The sequence below is a fragment of the Halorubrum rubrum genome (genome assembly GCF_024494685.1).
In the GTDB taxonomy this organism is placed as follows: domain Archaea; phylum Halobacteriota; class Halobacteria; order Halobacteriales; family Haloferacaceae; genus Halorubrum; species Halorubrum rubrum.
The window spans coordinates 13,363-30,654 of sequence record NZ_JANHDM010000007.1; the positions used below are offsets into that span (position 1 = coordinate 13,363).

Genomic DNA, 17,292 nt, shown 5'->3' on the forward strand with positions numbered 1-17,292 from the left:
CAATCCAGCGGCGCGGTGCCGTGGGATTCCTCCGCCTGAAGGCGGAGGAGGATGTCAACGGCACTCGTCTCGACGAGCTCGCGATCGGATTCTCTCGGCTCCTCTCACGGCTCGAGAGCGACCACGTCTTCGTGGCGGGCTACGTGGCCATCCTCGCCGGACGATCACGGTCCACCGAGGACGTGGACGTGTTCATCGAGCGCTGGTCGTCGGGGCGGATCGACGACCTCGTTACCGAACTCGAACGCGACGGATACCGGGGGCCGGCCATGCCGCTCTCGGAGACGTACGGAACCCTCGCGAGCGGAACGAGCGTCTGGGTCGCACCGGACGGAGAGACGACCCCCCATCTGGAAGTGATTCCCCGGCGACGAGTTCGATCGTGCCTCCCTGGAGAGCGCGATCGACGTACACGTCGGCGACGAAACGATCCCGATCTGGCCGTTGGAGCTTCGGTGCTGTCGAGGTGGTACCTCCGGCTTCAAGGAGCAAACGGAGTGAGCGAGTAGGGTGGGGTAGTTCACACTCGTTGTCTCTGATGAGAGCCGCGACGACCTCCACGAATCCGCCCGGCAGCCGCTTCACTGTGCCGATCGTGCCGCTTGAGTTCTGTTGGTCCGACGACTCCTACACCGAGTGCGTCACGGCTAACACGACCCCACGCGACGCGCTCTACGACGACCTCCGTGAGGGAACCGGTCTCACCGCGAACCTTGTTCACGAAATCACGCGTCTCAACGCTGCTCACATGGCGGGACCTTGAACGGCGAGAGTCACCAGCCTATTGCCGGCGACTGATTGCCGGGAGTCCACGTCAAAGTCCTACCCTCCAGGACCGAGGCACGGGACGCCGAGGGGGTAGTGTACCAGCGAATGCTCGCCACGGAGTCATAGGGCGTAGGGGCTGTCAGAGTAACGCGACCTGTATGAGCGAAAGCACTACCAACGGGACGTGAAACGCGGCGTGGGCCACCATCGCCGCTTCGAGGCTCCGCTGCCAGTACAGCCACCCGAAGAGAACGCCTGCGATCGCATTCAAGAGAACCGTCCGGGCGACGAGTGCCGGGGTTAAATCAACGGACTGCGCGAGCGCCGGGAGATGGCCGATCCCGAACAGTACTGCCGAGACCACGATCGCGACCCACATGACTCCTGATCCCGGACCGTCCGACCGACGGCCGGTGAGGACCCAGCCGACGAATGCGAGCGTCGACATGAGTCCGTATCGAAGCAGCAGCTCTTCCGTGATCCCACCGTAGAGGAAGCGGACGGGCGCGTAGACGAGGACGGACGCTATTGTCGCGTCGGTCGCTCCGATTGCGGACTGGGGCAAGTCCCGCGTGACGAACGGCGCCAGTACGACATCGAGAAGCAGGATCAGTAGGCCGCCGATGACGCCGAGACTGACAGCGAATCGAACCTCGGGCCGGAGACGTCGCCCGATGTCGTCGCCTGTTCCCACCCAGTCCACGAGGTACGATGACAGATCCACTTGCGGAGCGGTATACGCCCCGACCAGACAGGCGACGGTGAGGAAGAGGAGCGAGTTGACTCCGGCAGACACAGCGAAGAGTGGAAGCGACAGCCCGGCCGGGACGGCTGTCGACGGCGTCGTGAGATAGATGTACCCGCTGAGGGCGAGTATTCCAGGCATACCGGCTAGCAGCATCACTCCGAACCGCTTCGTGAAAGAGGAGGAGGTATGCTCGGTTAGAGACATACGATGCCAAATCTCAGGACGACGATAAAAGTGGTGTCACTGTCTTCGTTCCCGTCGCCAGTATTGTGGGTTCTCACCGAGACGGACCGTCGTATCGCCCCATCCCGGCGTGGAGGTGGCCGTCGAGCTGCGTCCATCCCTGACGGTCGTCCACGTATATTACAGGGGTAGTGCCCGCTTCGAACGTGTTGAAGCTGTTCGAGAGCCAGAATCCCCACTCGTTCCACGCTTCGAATCGGATCTCGTCGATGGTGACGATCGCTTCGGTTGGCGTGTCGTACGTGACTGCGGCGACGGTCGTGAACTCCCAGCACGCGTCCGAGTCGTCCCGCACATACTCACAATCGGTTGAAGAGACGTTTCCAAGCGGTGCGAGGAACGACGCGTTTCCGATCGGATACTGCGTTTCGATGTCGTGGTCAACGGACTGTTGCCACGCGATCGAGTACCGAGTCGGGTCGGGGGAGAGCTCTTTGTTGGTCATGTTCGCGGGAATCTCCTCGGGGTCGATCTGTTCCCGGTCGATCACCGAGCCGTTTGGCGCGTACGTCCAGAGGATGTAGCGGTCGTCGCCGACGAGGCGATCGACGTGGAGCCGGAGCATCGGGCCGTGGGCGGTCTGTACTAGGGTCGTCTCCCAGTCGGAAAGCTCCGTGCCGTTGTCGTCGTAGATCCAAAGTTGCGATGCGGCGTCAGCGTCTACGTCCGCACCAGCGGGAAACGGGAGACGGAACGTGGCGTTCTCGATCGTCGTATTCGTGCTGATGGAGGTCGTGTAGGAGTACGTCGACGTGTGGGAGTAGGCGAAATCCGGCGGGAAGAAGAGAAAGCCGACGGCTGCGACCGGCACGAGAACGACGAGGAGAGCGACTCCGATAACGAGAAGTTGCTTTGAGGAAACCATACAAAGAGTACATTCATATCAAATATAATACTATTGTGGGTCTGGATAGCACTCGGCAGCATCTGATTGGTCGTTCTGGCACGATAGAATCTTTATCTCTGACGATTGTCTTGTTGTGGCGAGGCAGGATTAACCATCGTCATCCGGGTTTGTCACACACGGTCATCACTCGCACCTCGACCGTCGTGGGAGTTGTAGTATTTACAGTCAATCTGGTCGCGTTCTACCTCCAGCGGGTGGGTAGATCATAGAGGCACTAGAGGGGATGGCTCGGATGAACCGGGCTACAAGGGTGAGGCCAGTGAGACTCAGGAGAGCGAACAGCACGACCTGTGGAAGCGGGACGGATTGGCCGTTCTGGAGCATGAATACAATCATAGAATTCCGGGACAAACAGCCCAACACCGGTCGCTACAACCGACAGCACGATGATGCGTATCGACGACACCCCATACAGACGAGAGAGTTGTTGTGGGGTTGGCGTGGCGGTCATGTCGCCGAGCCCTCTGAGCTGTCCGGAGTGACGCCAAGACGTCCTTCGACGAACGCCGCGACATCCGATGTAAACGCATCGACTGCGTTCCAGTCGGTGAATTCAACATCACCGTGTGACCGCCGCTCTTCGTCGAGCAGATCCTTTGCGATCTGTTTCATCATGAGACGCTTGAGGAATCCATACTCTGAGAACCGAAGCGCGCCGCCGAACTGACCGATTCGATCCGGATGCCACCCGGTTTCGGTGATGAATGACTCGACGTATCCGGCAGCTTCATCCCGCTTCTCCTCGCTTGCTGAGGACAACGAGACCTGGAAGAAGGCGGTCGGCATCTCCGCCAGAGCGTCTCGATTTTCGGAGACGAAATCCCGAATCGCCTCCTGATGTTTGCCGACGTGGATCGACGCGCCCACGATGACGGCGTCGTACATGTCCACGGTGAACGAGTCCGGTCGATCGCGCACGTCGAGCGCGCTCGCCTCGTGACCGCGCCCACTGAGTTTCGCCGCAACTCGCTCTGCAACTTTGGCTGTTTGACCTTCTTCCGTCCCGTAGAGTATCAGAAAGGAACTCACGTGTTCTCACACCTCAAGACGGTGTTCGTCGGACCCGTACATAAATTCTGGTCGAACTTGCGCTGCCGTCCAAGTCACGGTGTGGCGGGTGTGTTAGTACGTACCGGGGCAGTTCAGAATTCTCAATAAGCGTCCAATGTTGGTGGGTGTTCACCCGACAGGGTCGGACTCTGTTTTCGGGGGGAGGCCGGCATCTTGGGGCGTTGGCGGATCGCGATTCGCGAGGCGGTCCCTGCCGTAGACGATGATCAGAAGGATCGCAATGAGTACGAGTGGAACTGCCCCGGTAACTTCGGCGAGCAGGTTCAGCCACGGGTCAGGGACACCATTCGGGATGAGCGCCGCCGGATCGGCGGGATGGAAGATTCCCATCGCATTGACGCCAGCATGGAACACCGCGACGGCGAGTACGCTGCCGCCGGTGCTGTTGTACATCCACGTCCAGAGGATGGAACCAGCAAGGATGGAGACTATCCAGAGGAGTTGCTGGGAGAGCGGCCAGCCGCCGTGGGTGGTCGTCGCGTTCAGGAACAACGGGAGATGCCAAGCAGCCCACGTGACGCCCACGATAACACTCGAGGTCAGCGCGCTGTAGGTGTCCTGTAGGATAGGGAGCATGAAGCCACGCCAGCCGAGATCTTCCTGGCCGCCACCCCACACGGTTCCCCACACCATCGCGAACAGGTAGACGAAGGGCGATTCGAATTCGGTGAGGTCGATTGGACCGCCAGCTAAGACGAACAGCAAGACGCCCAGTGAGAGAATAATCAACGGGAGCCCGAACGCGATCGCCCACCATTTCGCACCGATTCGCCACGTGAACATCTGGCCGACCCACTTACCGAGGCTTCCACCGGAAGCCCAGATGACCACCGCCGCACCGATCGGCGGACCGAATCCGCCGAACCCGATCAGGATCGAGTGCGTCCAGGAGGCTTCCATACCCGAATACGCGAGCGCCGCCTGAATCGTCCAGGTGAACGCATAGGCGATTACAACGAAGCTTAGGAGGCGATGTTGGTTGACCCACGAGCGGATACTGGCCATACCTCCGGTTGGGGCACACATCGTAATTAACGGTACTCCCAGGTGCCGAGTTTTCGTCACTCCGCTCTTCTCAACCCCCCTCGAACTCTATCGTATGCCTGACAACGTTCTCGTCGCCTTGGACGGCTCCCCGCTTGCCGAGCGTGTATTCATGTACGCACTCGTGACCTTTCCGAACGCCACGATCACCACAATTTACGTCATCAACCCGATCGACTCGGTAACCATCATCGGATGAAATCCTCGACTCGTGTGCCGAGAGTCGGATCGGATGAATGCTCGTGGGCCCACCTCAAACGTGAAATCAAACCAAATCATAGGTGTCGAGAACGTGCCTGTTACTGAATCACCTCCTCTCTCGACGTGTACGATCCACATTGAACGACGGGGCGGTCGTGGCGACGCGGGAGCACGGGCACTTGAACGACATCTCAGGCGTCTCTCCGGCGTCCACGCTGTTGACGTCTCGTTTCGAACAGGGGACGCCCGGATCACCTACGACGGGAGCGTCATCTCAGAAGAAACGATTCGAGACGCTGTCCGCGACCGCCAGGTGTCGATTCGGGACGAATCTGAGACAGCAACGGATGACGCGAGTACCCGCTCGGAACTCAGGCAGGAGGTCGTGTTCGTCGGCTTGACCCTTCTCGGGATGGCGATCGGCCTAGTGACGGGATGGCTCGAAGGACCACAGCTTCTCATGTGGGCCGGGTACGGCGTCGCATACGTCTTCGGTGGCTGGTACGGGCTCAAAGGCGCGGTCGAGACGCTCCGCCACCGTGCGGTCGACATCGACCTGTTGATGATCGTCGCTGCCCTCGGTGCCCTCTCGATTGGCGCCCCGTTCGAGGGCGCGATGCTGCTGTTCCTGTTTTCGTTATCGAATACGCTCCAACACTACGCCATCGGCCGCTCACGCCGAGCGATCAAGTCACTCGTCGAAATGCGACCGGACGAAGCGCAGGTCCTCCGCGACGGTGAGGAGGTCACTGTGGCCATCGACGAGGTCGCCGTGGGCGACGTGTTCGTCGTCCGGCCCGGCGACAGGATTCCGCTCGACGGCGTCGTCGCGTCTGGCGAGGGGACGGTCGATCAGGCGTCGCTCACCGGCGAGTCAGTGCCCGTGCCGAAAGAATCCGGCGACGAAGTGTTCGGCGGGACGATCAACGGGAGTGGCAGCCTGGAGATCGAGGTCACACGGCAGGCTCACGAGTCGGCGATCAGCCGGCTCATCCACATGGTCGAGCGTGCCCAGAGCGAGAAGGCGCCGACACAGCGGCTCATCGACCGCCTCGAACAGCCGTACGTCCTCGGCGTGTTCGGGCTGACGATCGCAGCGATCGCCATCCCGCTCGCGCTCGGAAGCGAGTTCACTAGCACGTTCTACCGCGCGATGACCCTGATGGTCGCCGCCTCGCCGTGTGCGGTCATCATCTCCACGCCTGCGGCGGTGCTGTCGGCGATCGCCTCCGGTGGGAGGCAGGGCGTCCTGTTCAAGGGCGGCGAACACGTCGAGACGGCGGCGAACATCGACGCGGTCGCGTTCGACAAGACGGGCACACTCACGCGGGGCGAGACACAGCTGACGGACGTGTTCGTCCGGGACGGCCTCGCGGACGAGTCGCTGACTGCCGACGACCTGCTCTCGCTCGCGGCCTCCGTCCAGGCCCGCTCGGAGCACCACCTCGCTCGTGCGACCGTCTCGGAAGCCGAAGACCGCGCCCTCGACGTCCCCGACGCACGTCGGTTTCAGTCGGAGGCCGGGAAAGGAGTGCGCGCCGACGTCGCCGACGGAACCATCCACATCGGAAATCGGAGTTATATCAAGACGGTTCTCGAAGACGCTGCGATCGAGGGGCTCGAACCTGGTCTCGATCGGCTCCAGTCCCTGGAGGCGGAGGGGAAGACCAGCGTCCTCGTCGCCCGCGAGCACGGCGGCGACGTTACGGTCCTGGGATGGCTTGCGTTCACCGACACGGTCCGGCCGAGGGCTGTAGAGATGATCGAGAATCTCCGGTCGCTCGGCGTGGAGCACATCGTCATGCTGACCGGCGACAACGAACGGGTCGCCCAGCAGATCGCCGATGAAGTCGGGATCGACGAGGTACAGGCGGAGCTGCTGCCGGAAGAGAAGGTGGCAACTATCGAAGACCTGGTTGAGCGATACGAGAACGTGGCGATGGTGGGTGACGGGGTGAACGACGCACCGGCGCTGGCGACGGCGACGCTCGGCATCGCCATGGGTGGCGCCGGGACCGACGTTGCCCTCGAGACGGCGGACGTCGTGTTGATGGGCGACGACATCGGGAAGATCCCTTACGTGTTCGGACTCGGTCGCCGGACGCGCCGGACGCTGACAGTCAACCTCGCGATCGCCTTCGGTGCGATCGCGCTGATGGTCGGCACGATTCTGTTGCGAGGCATTCCCTTGCCGCTTGCCGTGGTCGGCCACGAGGGTTCGACGGTCCTCGTTTCCCTGAACGGCCTTCGGTTACTCGCGTTCCACGAATAACCGATCGCTAACAGCTTCGAATAGACCGATGACACCGATCAGCAACAGCTGGTGTCGTCGGGAGTCCACGCACACGCCCTCCCGTCCGCTCTTGGGCGATTTCTTCACCAACACGTCCATTCCGGCAATCTAATTCAACACCCAAAACTGGTAGTTGAGATACGCGGCAAAGGAGACCCACAGGAGGTATGGAACAAGTAGCAGGGCCGCACGTCGATCAACTCGATTGAAGACCCACATCGTTGCCACGATGAGCGCCCAGAGAACGAGAATGACCGCAAGGCCGAGGCCGATCTCTTGCATTCCAAAAAAGACCGCCGACCAGCCTAGATTAAACACAAAATGGAGAGCAAAGACGCTGAATGCGAGACGAACCGCAGTAGGTGCCGAATTGGCCTGTCGCCAGACCAGCCACAGGGCGACCCCGATCAGGGCGAACAGAAACGTCCAGACGGGGCCGAACACCCAGTTCGGTGGCGCAAGTGCGGGACGCTGTAGTGTTCCATACCACTCGCTGAGTCCCTGGACGGTGAATATCGCCCCCGAAGCGCCGATAATCTCGACAGTTAGAATAGCAAGCGCAAGCGCGAGAAGCGGGCGAGTCCGAGCGAGCTGGCTGGCCTTAGCTCCGTATGATGGCATATGTATGACTCAGGTCGCGGCGTCAACGCGATTACCCTCATCGGCACCGTGTTTCTGATGACTGGTGGAGTTTCGTTTACAAAGAGTAATCCCGGACTCAAAAGCTCATCGAAGAGTTCGAACGACCGTTTCGCCGGCATCAGTCGGTCACCCATTTTCAGGAGATAGCGAGCAACTCTGATGCGACTATACACAGGCGTAATAGGCAGGCTGCTTTCGGAGACAGTCGGCTCATGGCTCCTGACGGCACGCGGTGTTGCGACCCCCGTCATATCGGTCCACGCCGGACAACCATCGCAACGACGATTAATGAGGAGTGTGAACAAATCACAAATAGCTAAACTCACCCCCGATCAATCAATGACCTACGAGATCCTTGACCACCCCGCAGACGTCAAGTTCCGGACGTATGGAGCGACGCTTGAAGAAGCGTTCAGCGAGGTAGTCACCGCCGTATCCGATCTGGTCGGAGGTGTGACTGACTCCCATCACCAAACAACTACGCGTGAGACCGATCTGGAGGCCCGGAACCTCGAGGCACTGCTCTTTGATTTCCTGAACCAGATAATTCTGTTTCAGGACCTTGAAGACGCCGTGGTAACACGAGCTTCGAATCTCGATATCGAAGAAACCGACACCGGATATCGGCTCTCGGCGGTACTCCAAGCGAGTCGGATCCCCCCGGATCAGGCCCTGCTCGATCTCAAAGCACCCACCTACAGCCAAATGATGGTTATCGGAAACGGAGAATGGACGATCGAGGCCGTGATAGACGTTTGATCTCACCCTTTGATGTTTGCTATCGGTCGGGTTCGAGCAACTTTGGTGCCGATATCGAGAGCGTCACTCACTCGAATCACCTCGTCGATGTCCTTGTACGCACCGGGGGCCTCTTCGGTGAGCGTCCCGCCCGATCGCGCTCGAACGTAGATACCCTGGCCACGAAGCGTTTGCTGGAGTTTGTTGGCGGTGTACTCCTTCTTGGCTTGGGTTCTGGACATGACTCGACCAGCACCGTGTGCCGTTGAGCCGAACGTCCGGTCGAGGGACTTCTCGCCACCACACAGGATATACGATGACGTTCCCATGCTTCCTGGGATGAACACGGGTTGGCCGACCGCTCGGTATGCCTCGGGAATTTCAGGACGTCCGGCTGGAAACGCCCGTGTCGCACCTTTTCGATGAACTAGGACGGTCTGCTCGTGACTATTGACCCGGTGTCGTTCCTCTTTGGCGATGTTATGACACACGTCGTAAATCAGTTCTATATCGGTTTCACCGAAGATGGCTTCGAACACCTCACGGACGGCCTGTGTCATCGCCTGCCGGTTCGCCCAAGCGAAATTCGCTGCTGCGTGCATCGCACGCTTGTAGTTCGCAGCGACTTGTTCGCCGAGCGGCGCGTAGATGAGCTGTTTGTCCGACAACGAATCCGCGATTTCGGGGAAGGCCCGCTCGAACCGACGGACGAACTCGGTACACGTCTGATGTCCGAGCCCCCGAGAGCCCGAATGGATCATCACGACGACACCGTCTCGTTCGAGTCCGAACGCTGCTGCAGTTCCCTCATCGTAAACTTCCGCGACCCGCTGAACCTCGAGGAAGTGGTTGCCTGATCCGAGCGACCCGACTTGGTTCTGTCCCCGGCTCAGTGCCTCGGCAGGAACGCTCTCAGGGTCGCCTGCCAACCGCCCGTTCTCCTCACAATGGTCGATGTCTGCCTCGGTCGCATGGCCCTGTTCGAGCATCCACTCCATCCCGCCCGCAAGAATCCCCCTAAGGTCGTCCATATCGGTATCGAGGTATCCGCCCTTTCCGAGTCCGCAGGGAATCGTCCGGTAGGGGTGTTCGACGAGCTCTTCCTCATGCCCCCGCACGTCGTCGTATTTCAGTGGCGTTCGCAGAAGACGGACGCCACAGTTGATGTCGAAACCCGATGCCCCCCGGGCTGATCACCCCCGTTTCCGTGTCCACGGCCGCCACGCCTCCGATCGGAAACCCGTATCCCTGGTGGCCATCAGGGAGGACGATCGCAAATTTCTGGATCCCTGGGAGCGTCGCCACGTTCCGACCCTGGGTGAGTGTGAGGTCACCTTCCGTTCGCATTTCCTCGATAAGTGCTTCCGAGCCATAGACGCGGACTGGAACGTACATCTCGTCGGCTCGTGGGATTTCGTAGATGTTCTCTGCCACTTGTGAAAGCTGGATCTGTTGTGTCATGGGCGTGTTCGGATTCACGTTCTCACGGCTCTGGAGCCCGTCTCGACGACGTATTTGTCGGCGGGTGGCTTCGTTTGAACTCGGCTGTCAGGCCGTCATCACCCGGCGCTGACCGAGTGCGGGTATGGGCTCTTCAACTCGTAACTTGTTATATGTTACCAACACCCGCAAAAACCATCGTTCCCGCCCAGTAGCCTCCGGTAGAATTCGACTTCTCGGACGGTGACCAATCGAGTATGGTAGTCTCTAACACAGCATCTAATAACTACGCCGGTCTCAGTAGGAGTATGCCGGATACGAGAGAAGGCCGCGACAAGAAGGGACACGACGAAGAGAAGAGACAACGAGAGCAAGAGCTTGAAGAGGATCTTGAATACGAGAAAGAAGCCGAGAAACGGCGTGAAGAACACGAGGAAGCGGAAGAAGGACTCGCTCAAGACGAATAACGCATCCGAAGTGCTCTTGTCCTGTAACCATACGAGTGTGTGACTGTCTGTGATTCCTGAAGACGATCTCGACTCAGGTAGGTGACTCCGCAGGATTTCTCCATCGGCTCGCTTCACGATTAACGCCCCTGGTCTTCGGTTCCGTCGAGACAGGCTTTCGCTCGTTCGTCGGAGACCTGCTCGAACGACTCGTAGAACTGGCCCACTGCTCCGAAGTGTGGCGGAGATTCGACACAGATCACTTCATCAGCTTCTGACTGGAGCTTTTCAATCGTCTCTGGAGGGGCGACCGGGATAGCGAGAATCACGCGTTCAGCACCCGCGTTCTTGATCTGTCTAATGCACGCGATGGTTGTCGCACCCGTTGCAACACCATCATCGACGATGAGTACCGTTTTTCCGCTGTACTCCAGTGGCGGTCGTTCTCCACGGTATCGCTTTACTTTGTCGAGGGCGGCTTGGCGCTGGCGTTCGATCTGGTCTTGGAGGTACGTGTCCCCGAGCTTCAGCTCGCCGATCAACGATTCGTTTAGCCACACTGTCCCATCACTAGCGACGGCACCAACGGCGAGTTCCGGATTCTGCGGCGCTCCGATTTTTCGGGCAGATACGATGTCGAGCGGGATCTGAAGGCTGTTCGCAACAACCCGTCCAATCGGGAGTCCTCCGCGAGGGATCGCCAGCACAACGTCTGCCTCGGTATCGTGATCGCCGAGAATACGAGCGAGCTGCTGGCCGGCGTCGATTCGATTTTTAAACATGGGATTCCTGTGTTCCGGGACGTTCTTACTGAACCTCTTGGTCAGGCAGCTAATTGAACGATTCGACGGTCCAGACTGGCTGTAGTTGCCTATCCGGCTACAATTTCATTTCAAAAGATAGGTAGATTGTATACTAGTCCGGCTATGTTCCCTCGATTTCGATTTTTCGGGCCTCTTCGGTCTCGAGTTTCGGGAGTGTTACGGTTAGCACACCGTTCTTCATTTGGGCTTTCACACCGTCTTTGTCGACTTCTCCGGGGAGCCGTATCGATCGCTTCGTCGACTCGTGGCGGCGCTCGTGTCGAATAAATCGTTCCTCCTCTTCGTCGAGTATCTTCTCGTGTTCGGCCTCAATCCGGAGCGTATGATCCGTAACCTGAATGTCGACGTCGTCGCGGTCGAAGCCTGGAAGGTCGACCGTCGCGACGAACTCGTCATCCCGATCAACGAGATCGATCGCCATCGCCTCGGCCTCCGATACCCACCGACCAATGGGGCCCTCTGACTCCCACATACGGGACGCGTCGTCAAATTGTCGGCCCATGCGTTCGAAGAGTCGTTCTAATTCCGCGAAGGAGTTACCCCGAGTATTCATTGTTTGAACCACCACCAGATCTATGACAGCCATCACGGAATAGTATTTACTCCATAACATATACTACATCTGATGTTTATTTCAGTACCCTTGAGATCTTCAATCACGATACAGTGGACGTTCTGATAGTGACCTGACCCGACGGTACACCTCCTCGGCTCGGATGCGCTGGAGAGGGATCAATTCGGTGACGAGCGCAACTACGGCTCCGGCGAGGCCCATCTGAAGGACATGTAGATAGTCGACCGTGACGGGCTGAACTACTCACGATTTAAACTCACAAGGATGGATCTCATAGAATCCGTGACGCCGTTCGTCCCGTCGTCCGAGTATTCAGAGGCGAACGATCGCATGGCGAAGACCGTAGGGAATGCCATCACGCGAGTCGGCCCTTCTGATACGGCTTCGGAGAACGACGACTGGACTCCTCTGTGAAACAACTAGTATTGGAATATAAAGGCCCGATTACACCCGTGAGTGCGTACAAACAGTGATGAATCGTCCGATGTTCCCGATACAAATCGAACGGGAACTCGCATTTCCAACAATCAAAAGGGCACGGCCAGTCGGGCCGGTCGCGTTATGTTTGGCGTGAATTGTGGTAGACGGCGACGACTTCGAGCCGATTTTGAGCTGTCTCTAGCCCGACATTGTTGAAACTATTCGCAAACGATGATGTTCGTCGTTCTATCTCTCAAAGGATATGTTCGATGGCATTCCGATTTCCATGTTGAATGACTTGAAATCGATAGCCGTCTTCGGCGAGAGTTGGTCCAAGATAGTCCGCGTCATCGACGCTCGACGTCCTCCATTTCCGCGGTCGGCCGGTCACCTCGTCGATCAGGGAGTTCGCGGACGACGTGTTGCGGGCGGAAGCTGAAGACACTGAAACGGAAGCGGGACCGAGCGAGGAGTAACTACCCCCTACAGCGTGCTCGGATCGATCCGGTTCACCAGTGCCGTGCCGCTCTGCCCGAAGGACTAAACGGATCTCGGTCGTACCTCGCGGTATGGCCTCGATCGTTCGGGACGACGGAATTCGCTCCGGCGAGCCGCGCGTCGAGGGGACGCGGATCACCGTGTACGACATCAAGCGGCGCGTGATCGATGTCGGAGAGGATCCACACGTCGTCGCCGGCGAGTATGGGATCTCGATGGCCGACCTCTTCGGCGCGCTCGCGCACTACTACGAACACCGCGACGGGTTCGAGGACGGCGAGCGGGAGGCCGAACGGACACGTCGCGACGGCGAGCGACGGACCCGGACCCTCGTCGAGGAACTTCACGGCGAGAACGCAGAGTCGACGGAGGACGCGGCGTAGTCGTGTCGTGGATCCTCGCCGACGCGAACGTGCCCGAAGAGTACGTCTCCGCGCTCCGAGGCGACGGGCACGACGTCGTATACTCTCGGGAGATATCCGGACTCGGTCCGGAGGCGACCGACGACGCGATCGTTGCGTACGCCGAATCCGAAGCGATGGCGATCCTCACGACCGACGTGAAAGATTTCGCCGACCGGGACGCTGCCGTCCCGGTGTTCGTCGCACCGCAGGACATGACTGGCGGGGCCGTCCGCGCAGCGGTCGCACGCGTCGAGGCGCTGCCGTTCGATCCGGCGGAGACCGACCCCACCTGGCTTTCGGCGCTGTGGACCGGTACGGTAGGGGGTCGCTCCTCGCTATAGCGTACTCGGACCGATCCGGTTCACGACGCCGACGTCGACGATCCCGAGACGACGACGATCAACGTCCGCGCCACCGAACGCCAGTTCGCGGAGATCGATGCGGTCTGGAGGGAAGAGGGCTACACGTCGCGGAGCGAATTCCTCCGACACGCGATCCGGGACGCGACGGAGCATGCCGGCGCGTCGCGCGACATGCTGGCGAGCATCGCCGCCGAGGAGTACGCGATGCGGAAGGGAGAGCACGACTCCGTTTCCTGCGAGTAAGTTGTCAAAACAGCCGATGACAACTGGATGTAATTATTGAAAAATACAACTACTGTTTAGTTATCTTGTGGACCTTCTGCTTTGATTGTGAGTGATCCTGTCAGATCGTCCTCAGTAGTTGCCAAGGAGCCAGTCGTGTTGACTTCAACAACTACATATATTTCTTGTCCTGACTCAAAATCAACAGGACCTGAAGTGGGTAGATTTTTTGACACAGGGATCGGCGTACCCAGTGCGTTATTCGGTGCTTTCAAATCGGCCCAATAACCATCGGGGTCATTAGACCCGGAGGTGTGGAACTTGATGAATGACTCATTGGAGTACGTAGTACTGTTGTCTACCCAACTATCGTCATCAAGTTCATACTCTAAAATGAGATCGTCGTAATCTTGTCCATCGTTATTGACGATTTTGAAGGCGTAATTAGAGGCGGGATCATCTGTGTCTCCCCAGGTGTATTGAGAGTTAATATTCACACCCTCTTCATTTGGACCTTCGAGATCGATAGTAAGCTCACCGTTGCTATCGATCTCAATGCCTTGATGATCTCCTGCCATCAGTCCAATTTTACTCCCTTCATCACCACTAACATTCACGCTCACTGAGCGAGATGCTGAAGCAGTAGTAAACGCACCGGTACCTGTTGCAGCTGCCGAACCGGCAGCGAGCGATCCGATCCCGATCATGAATTTGCGTCGTTCCATGGTTGGTCTACCTCTGTTACCGCACGCGACCCGCGTTCGGGGACATGAGACATCTCGTGTCACCCTGGGTCGCTCTACTACACCCATGGAACGTATCCCATATCGTTATGAGTCAGCAGAAGAATTTCCGGGGAGAACTGAATCCCTTCTGAGGGTGTCTGTAACTGTTCTGAATGTTCCTGAACCGGATTCAGGGGATACCTGTGGAGAGGGTGTGGACCGTTTCGAAACGAGAGTACAGCAGAATCATCCCTGATCTCGTCGAGATGTTTCCTGGATTCGTTCGTCAGATCGAAGATCTCGATCCTATCTACATTGAATTCTCGACGTTGTACGACGAAACGTCGAAAAACACGCCGAATAAGAGGTAGATCGTGTCGACAGAGAGTGTCGTGAATCAGCTGTACGCTTAGTCGCCGTTGTCGTCGTTGTTGCCGTTATTGTCGCTATCGCCGTTATCGTCGTTGTTGCTGTTATTGCCGTCCTCAGTCGACCCCGTCGATTCCGACGAACTCTGGTACGATCCATCGACGATCTCCTGTCCTGCTCCAGTCCCCCAGCTATCCGGCAGCTCGCCGTCGTCCACGTCGTATTCGGGATGAACGAACGTTTGGTTCGTTTCGGTGAAGTAAACGGCCACGAGATTTCCGCTCGAGTTTCCGTCGAACGAGTGTTTCAGTTTCTTTCCGGTGTCCCAAGAGAAGGAACCTTCCACGCGGGCGTCATCGAGATCGGTGTCATCACCCGGCTCGACGAACCACGCTTCCGCTTCGAACGTTCGTCCTCCCGCGTTCGCATCCGCGTTTCCGGATCCACGGAAGGTGACCTCCGATACCGGTTCGATACAGGTCACTTCGAACTCCCGTGTGTCGCCGAACAGCGTCGCGACGAGGCCCGTCGCTTCGACGGTGACGGTCACCTCGACCTGTGAGGTACCTCCACCTTCCGAGCAGTGGACTTCACCGCGTATCACGTCGGTCGAACCTGGTTTAAACTTCTCACGGTCCGTCTCCGCCAGTTCGATCATCGGCCAGCCGTCATCACCGCTCTGTGGGTTAACTCCGATCTCGACGTTGGTGATCTCGAGTTTAACATCTCCAGCAAAACGATTCTCGACGGTCACCAGATCGATCGTTCCGTCGTCGTTTTCGTCGGCTGGAACGGTCCTGTCAGCCGCGTCATATCCCACGAACGCCTCGTCGTCGCCTACCACGTCCACCGACACCCCCCGTTCCGCCTCCATGCTGCTGAACGCTCCGGTGCCGACGCTCAGCGCGCCGGAGCTCGCGCCGCCGCAAAGCAGGATGAAGCGTCGTCGTTTCATGTCGAGTGACCCCCTCTCATCCGTTCCATCGCCTCCTACCCCTATCGTTATGCGGTTCCGGAAGACCGGTACGCGCCCCCTGAAATCGGTTCAGGCGTCGATCACCCGCTCCGAAATCCGGACCTATCCCCCCGTCCGGCTCACTGGAGCTCCGGCGGCTCCTCCAGTTCCCCGACCTTCATCTCCGCGGTGTAGTACTTGTGCGCGATCGCCGAGAACGTGAATGCGACCACGATAGCGAGGGTCCACGCGAGCGGCGGGAGCAGGGTAAAGGGCCACGCGCCCACCCACACCGCGGCCACGAGTGCCAGTGCGACCCCCGATAACCCCAGGTAGTACTCGCTCCAGGGGATCTCCTTCCCCTCGACCACGTCCATGTAGAGGTCGATGTTCTGGAGCGCGTCGGTGGGCTCGACCACCCCGCGGTTCTTGTTGAAGTCGACGACGCCGGCGCGGTCCATCTTCGGCAGGTGCGACTGCTGGAGCGCGGTGTAGACGCGCTTGCGGTCGCTGCCCGTGATCTCCGCCATGTCGACGTCGTTCTCCCAGGCCGCGATCTGCTCGGCCATGTCGCCGATCTCCATCGTCTCCTCCTCTCGTTTCAACAGATGCACCGCGAACCGTCGCCGCTGGTTCGCGAGCACGTCGTACAGCTCGTCATCGGAGATGTCGACTCCGACGTCAGAGGGCCCCCCGTCGATCTGCTGTGCCGACGCCATTGCTGTCAGACATATATGATCCTGTTAACATAAATCCTCTGGTCGTGATAATCTAATGAGGGTTCTCACGGACTGAAACGGAACTATCGTTGAAAGACTGAAACGCAGTTTTCTCGGGTTTGAACGCGTGTAGTGGTTGTTATCCGAATTGATTACGAGTGTCTCGGGACGTGAGAACGCGCTCACGTACCTGGTTAATTATATATTTTGGCGCGCAGATCCGCCCTTCAGGCCGATCGTGAACGGTGGGAGAGCGGTCTTCAGACCGAGCCTGAAGCGGATCGAATCGGCGCTCAACGGAGACGGAGCGGTCTCCGTTGCTGTTCGAGCTCTCTCCTCCGGAATTAGATCGAGTCGTTTGGTATGGACGTACCTCCGCGGTGAACGCTTCCGAAGCCCCGGCCGCGAGGCCGGCACGTGCGTTCACGAGAGTTGCTCTCGTGAGCCAATCGGAGCGGTGCGTTCTGATGACGACGTAAGCACCGGGGAGCGACAGCGACCGAGCGGGAAGCGTGGTTCGAGAGAGCGCCGCTCTCTCGTCATCACGGACGGCTTCGCCGTCTCGAACGACGGCGAGCGTGCGCCGTCTCCCGGCTGTCTCGTTGAGTCCCGCCCGCACCGCACGCTTCCCCGGCGTCGCCGGACGACGTCCGGGTGCCAGAGGCGCACGGCGCCTCGC

17 protein-coding genes and 4 pseudogenes are annotated in these 17,292 nt (G+C 59.0%); 8 read left to right on the forward strand and 13 right to left on the reverse strand.

The annotated features are described in order from the left end of the window. Positions 1-20: 20 nt before the first annotated feature. Complete coding sequence (locus NO889_RS08835) at positions 21-509, forward strand: hypothetical protein (RefSeq protein ID WP_256411896.1); 489 nt, start codon at positions 21-23, stop codon at positions 507-509. 16 nt (positions 510-525) lie between these two features. Further along, positions 526-733: pseudogene (locus tag NO889_RS08840) on the forward strand (RNA-guided endonuclease TnpB family protein); the annotation flags it as partial. A gap of 174 nt (positions 734-907) precedes the next feature. On the opposite strand, the gene NO889_RS08845 reads toward NO889_RS08840, so the two are convergent. The 4 genes from NO889_RS08845 to NO889_RS08860 form a co-directional block, all read right to left on the reverse strand. Further along, a complete protein-coding gene (locus NO889_RS08845) occupies positions 908-1,720 on the reverse strand; it encodes a CPBP family intramembrane glutamic endopeptidase (RefSeq protein WP_256411897.1) in 813 nt (270 codons plus the stop codon). Positions 1,721-1,793: 73 nt separating this feature from the next. Beyond that, a complete protein-coding gene (locus NO889_RS08850) occupies positions 1,794-2,624 on the reverse strand; it encodes a hypothetical protein (RefSeq protein ID WP_256411898.1) in 831 nt (276 codons plus the stop codon). A 489-nt stretch (positions 2,625-3,113) separates the two neighbouring features. Beyond that, positions 3,114-3,695: a flavodoxin domain-containing protein gene (locus NO889_RS08855; RefSeq protein ID WP_256411899.1), complete on the reverse strand. Its 582-nt coding sequence runs from the start codon at positions 3,693-3,695 to the stop codon at positions 3,114-3,116. 150 nt (positions 3,696-3,845) lie between these two features. Continuing rightward, complete coding sequence (locus NO889_RS08860) at positions 3,846-4,742, reverse strand: CPBP family intramembrane glutamic endopeptidase (RefSeq protein ID WP_256411900.1); 897 nt, start codon at positions 4,740-4,742, stop codon at positions 3,846-3,848. 94 nt (positions 4,743-4,836) lie between these two features. Between NO889_RS08860 and NO889_RS08865 the strand changes: the two are divergent. Both NO889_RS08865 and NO889_RS08870 read left to right on the forward strand, forming a co-directional pair. Beyond that, a pseudogene (locus NO889_RS08865) lies at positions 4,837-4,965 on the forward strand (universal stress protein); the annotation flags it as partial. 108 nt (positions 4,966-5,073) lie between these two features. Continuing rightward, positions 5,074-7,254 (forward strand): heavy metal translocating P-type ATPase, encoded by a 2,181-nt coding sequence (locus NO889_RS08870; protein ID WP_321169282.1) that lies wholly within the window; start codon positions 5,074-5,076, stop codon positions 7,252-7,254. A gap of 129 nt (positions 7,255-7,383) precedes the next feature. On the opposite strand, the gene NO889_RS08875 is transcribed toward NO889_RS08870, so the two are convergent. Next, a complete protein-coding gene (locus NO889_RS08875) occupies positions 7,384-7,896 on the reverse strand; it encodes a TspO/MBR family protein (RefSeq protein ID WP_256411903.1) in 513 nt (170 codons plus the stop codon). Between the two features lie 360 nt (positions 7,897-8,256). Between NO889_RS08875 and NO889_RS08880 the strand changes: the two genes are divergently transcribed. Then, positions 8,257-8,676 (forward strand): archease, encoded by a 420-nt coding sequence (locus NO889_RS08880; RefSeq protein WP_256411904.1) that lies wholly within the window; start codon positions 8,257-8,259, stop codon positions 8,674-8,676. 2 nt (positions 8,677-8,678) lie between these two features. Here the strand turns inward: NO889_RS08880 and NO889_RS08885 are convergent. Further along, a pseudogene (locus tag NO889_RS08885) lies at positions 8,679-10,116 on the reverse strand (RtcB family protein). A gap of 287 nt (positions 10,117-10,403) precedes the next feature. Here NO889_RS08885 and NO889_RS08890 point away from each other — a divergent pair. After that, positions 10,404-10,562 (forward strand): hypothetical protein, encoded by a 159-nt coding sequence (locus NO889_RS08890; protein ID WP_256411905.1) that lies wholly within the window; start codon positions 10,404-10,406, stop codon positions 10,560-10,562. A 119-nt stretch (positions 10,563-10,681) separates the two neighbouring features. Here NO889_RS08890 and NO889_RS08895 read toward each other — a convergent pair whose 3' ends face one another. From NO889_RS08895 to NO889_RS16540, 3 genes and pseudogenes are all read right to left on the reverse strand, one after another. Next, positions 10,682-11,323, reverse strand: coding sequence for a phosphoribosyltransferase (locus NO889_RS08895; RefSeq protein WP_256411906.1), 642 nt, complete (start codon positions 11,321-11,323; stop codon positions 10,682-10,684). 142 nt (positions 11,324-11,465) lie between these two features. Then, positions 11,466-11,837, reverse strand: coding sequence for an Hsp20/alpha crystallin family protein (locus tag NO889_RS08900; RefSeq protein ID WP_256411907.1), 372 nt, complete (start codon positions 11,835-11,837; stop codon positions 11,466-11,468). A gap of 661 nt (positions 11,838-12,498) precedes the next feature. Next, positions 12,499-12,714, reverse strand: a pseudogene (locus NO889_RS16540) (IS6 family transposase); the annotation flags it as partial. Between the two features lie 214 nt (positions 12,715-12,928). On the opposite strand from NO889_RS16540, the gene NO889_RS08905 reads away from it, so the two are divergent. Next, positions 12,929-13,240: a DUF433 domain-containing protein gene (locus NO889_RS08905; protein ID WP_256411908.1), complete on the forward strand. Its 312-nt coding sequence runs from the start codon at positions 12,929-12,931 to the stop codon at positions 13,238-13,240. Between the two features lie 2 nt (positions 13,241-13,242). Next, positions 13,243-13,602, forward strand: coding sequence for a DUF5615 family PIN-like protein (locus NO889_RS08910; RefSeq protein ID WP_256411909.1), 360 nt, complete (start codon positions 13,243-13,245; stop codon positions 13,600-13,602). Here NO889_RS08910 and NO889_RS08915 read toward each other — a convergent pair. The 4 genes from NO889_RS08915 to NO889_RS08930 all read right to left on the reverse strand — a co-directional run bounded on the left by NO889_RS08915 (position 13,597) and on the right by NO889_RS08930 (position 16,613). Continuing rightward, positions 13,597-13,776, reverse strand: a complete 180-nt coding sequence (locus NO889_RS08915; RefSeq protein ID WP_256411910.1) for a hypothetical protein — start codon at positions 13,774-13,776, stop codon at positions 13,597-13,599. The genes NO889_RS08910 and NO889_RS08915 overlap by 6 nt on opposite strands. 146 nt (positions 13,777-13,922) lie before the next feature. Then, complete coding sequence (locus NO889_RS08920; protein WP_256411911.1) at positions 13,923-14,552, reverse strand: hypothetical protein; 630 nt, start codon at positions 14,550-14,552, stop codon at positions 13,923-13,925. Between the two features lie 427 nt (positions 14,553-14,979). After that, entirely contained in the window at positions 14,980-15,813 is an 834-nt protein-coding gene (locus NO889_RS08925) for a hypothetical protein (protein ID WP_256411912.1), read from the reverse strand. Positions 15,814-16,034: 221 nt separating this feature from the next. Then, complete coding sequence (locus NO889_RS08930; RefSeq protein WP_256411913.1) at positions 16,035-16,613, reverse strand: DUF7344 domain-containing protein; 579 nt, start codon at positions 16,611-16,613, stop codon at positions 16,035-16,037. Between the last annotated feature and the right edge of the window lie 679 nt (positions 16,614-17,292).

Coding starts and splice junctions, on each gene's coding strand:
- NO889_RS08845 (WP_256411897.1), bottom strand. CDS start 1,720: ATGTCTCTAACCGAGCATACCTCCTCCTCTTTCACGAAGCGGTTCGGA.
- NO889_RS08850 (WP_256411898.1), bottom strand. CDS start 2,624: ATGGTTTCCTCAAAGCAACTTCTCGTTATCGGAGTCGCTCTCCTCGTC.
- NO889_RS08860 (WP_256411900.1), bottom strand. CDS start 4,742: ATGGCCAGTATCCGCTCGTGGGTCAACCAACATCGCCTCCTAAGCTTC.
- NO889_RS08875 (WP_256411903.1), bottom strand. CDS start 7,896: ATGCCATCATACGGAGCTAAGGCCAGCCAGCTCGCTCGGACTCGCCCG.
- NO889_RS08880 (WP_256411904.1), top strand. CDS start 8,257: ATGACCTACGAGATCCTTGACCACCCCGCAGACGTCAAGTTCCGGACG.
- NO889_RS08890 (WP_256411905.1), top strand. CDS start 10,404: ATGCCGGATACGAGAGAAGGCCGCGACAAGAAGGGACACGACGAAGAG.
- NO889_RS08895 (WP_256411906.1), bottom strand. CDS start 11,323: ATGTTTAAAAATCGAATCGACGCCGGCCAGCAGCTCGCTCGTATTCTC.
- NO889_RS08900 (WP_256411907.1), bottom strand. CDS start 11,837: ATGTGGGAGTCAGAGGGCCCCATTGGTCGGTGGGTATCGGAGGCCGAG.
- NO889_RS08905 (WP_256411908.1), top strand. CDS start 12,929: ATGGCCTCGATCGTTCGGGACGACGGAATTCGCTCCGGCGAGCCGCGC.
- NO889_RS08915 (WP_256411910.1), bottom strand. CDS start 13,776: ATGCTCCGTCGCGTCCCGGATCGCGTGTCGGAGGAATTCGCTCCGCGA.
- NO889_RS08920 (WP_256411911.1), bottom strand. CDS start 14,552: ATGATCGGGATCGGATCGCTCGCTGCCGGTTCGGCAGCTGCAACAGGT.
- NO889_RS08925 (WP_256411912.1), bottom strand. CDS start 15,813: ATGGAGGCGGAACGGGGGGTGTCGGTGGACGTGGTAGGCGACGACGAG.
- NO889_RS08930 (WP_256411913.1), bottom strand. CDS start 16,613: ATGGCGTCGGCACAGCAGATCGACGGGGGGCCCTCTGACGTCGGAGTC.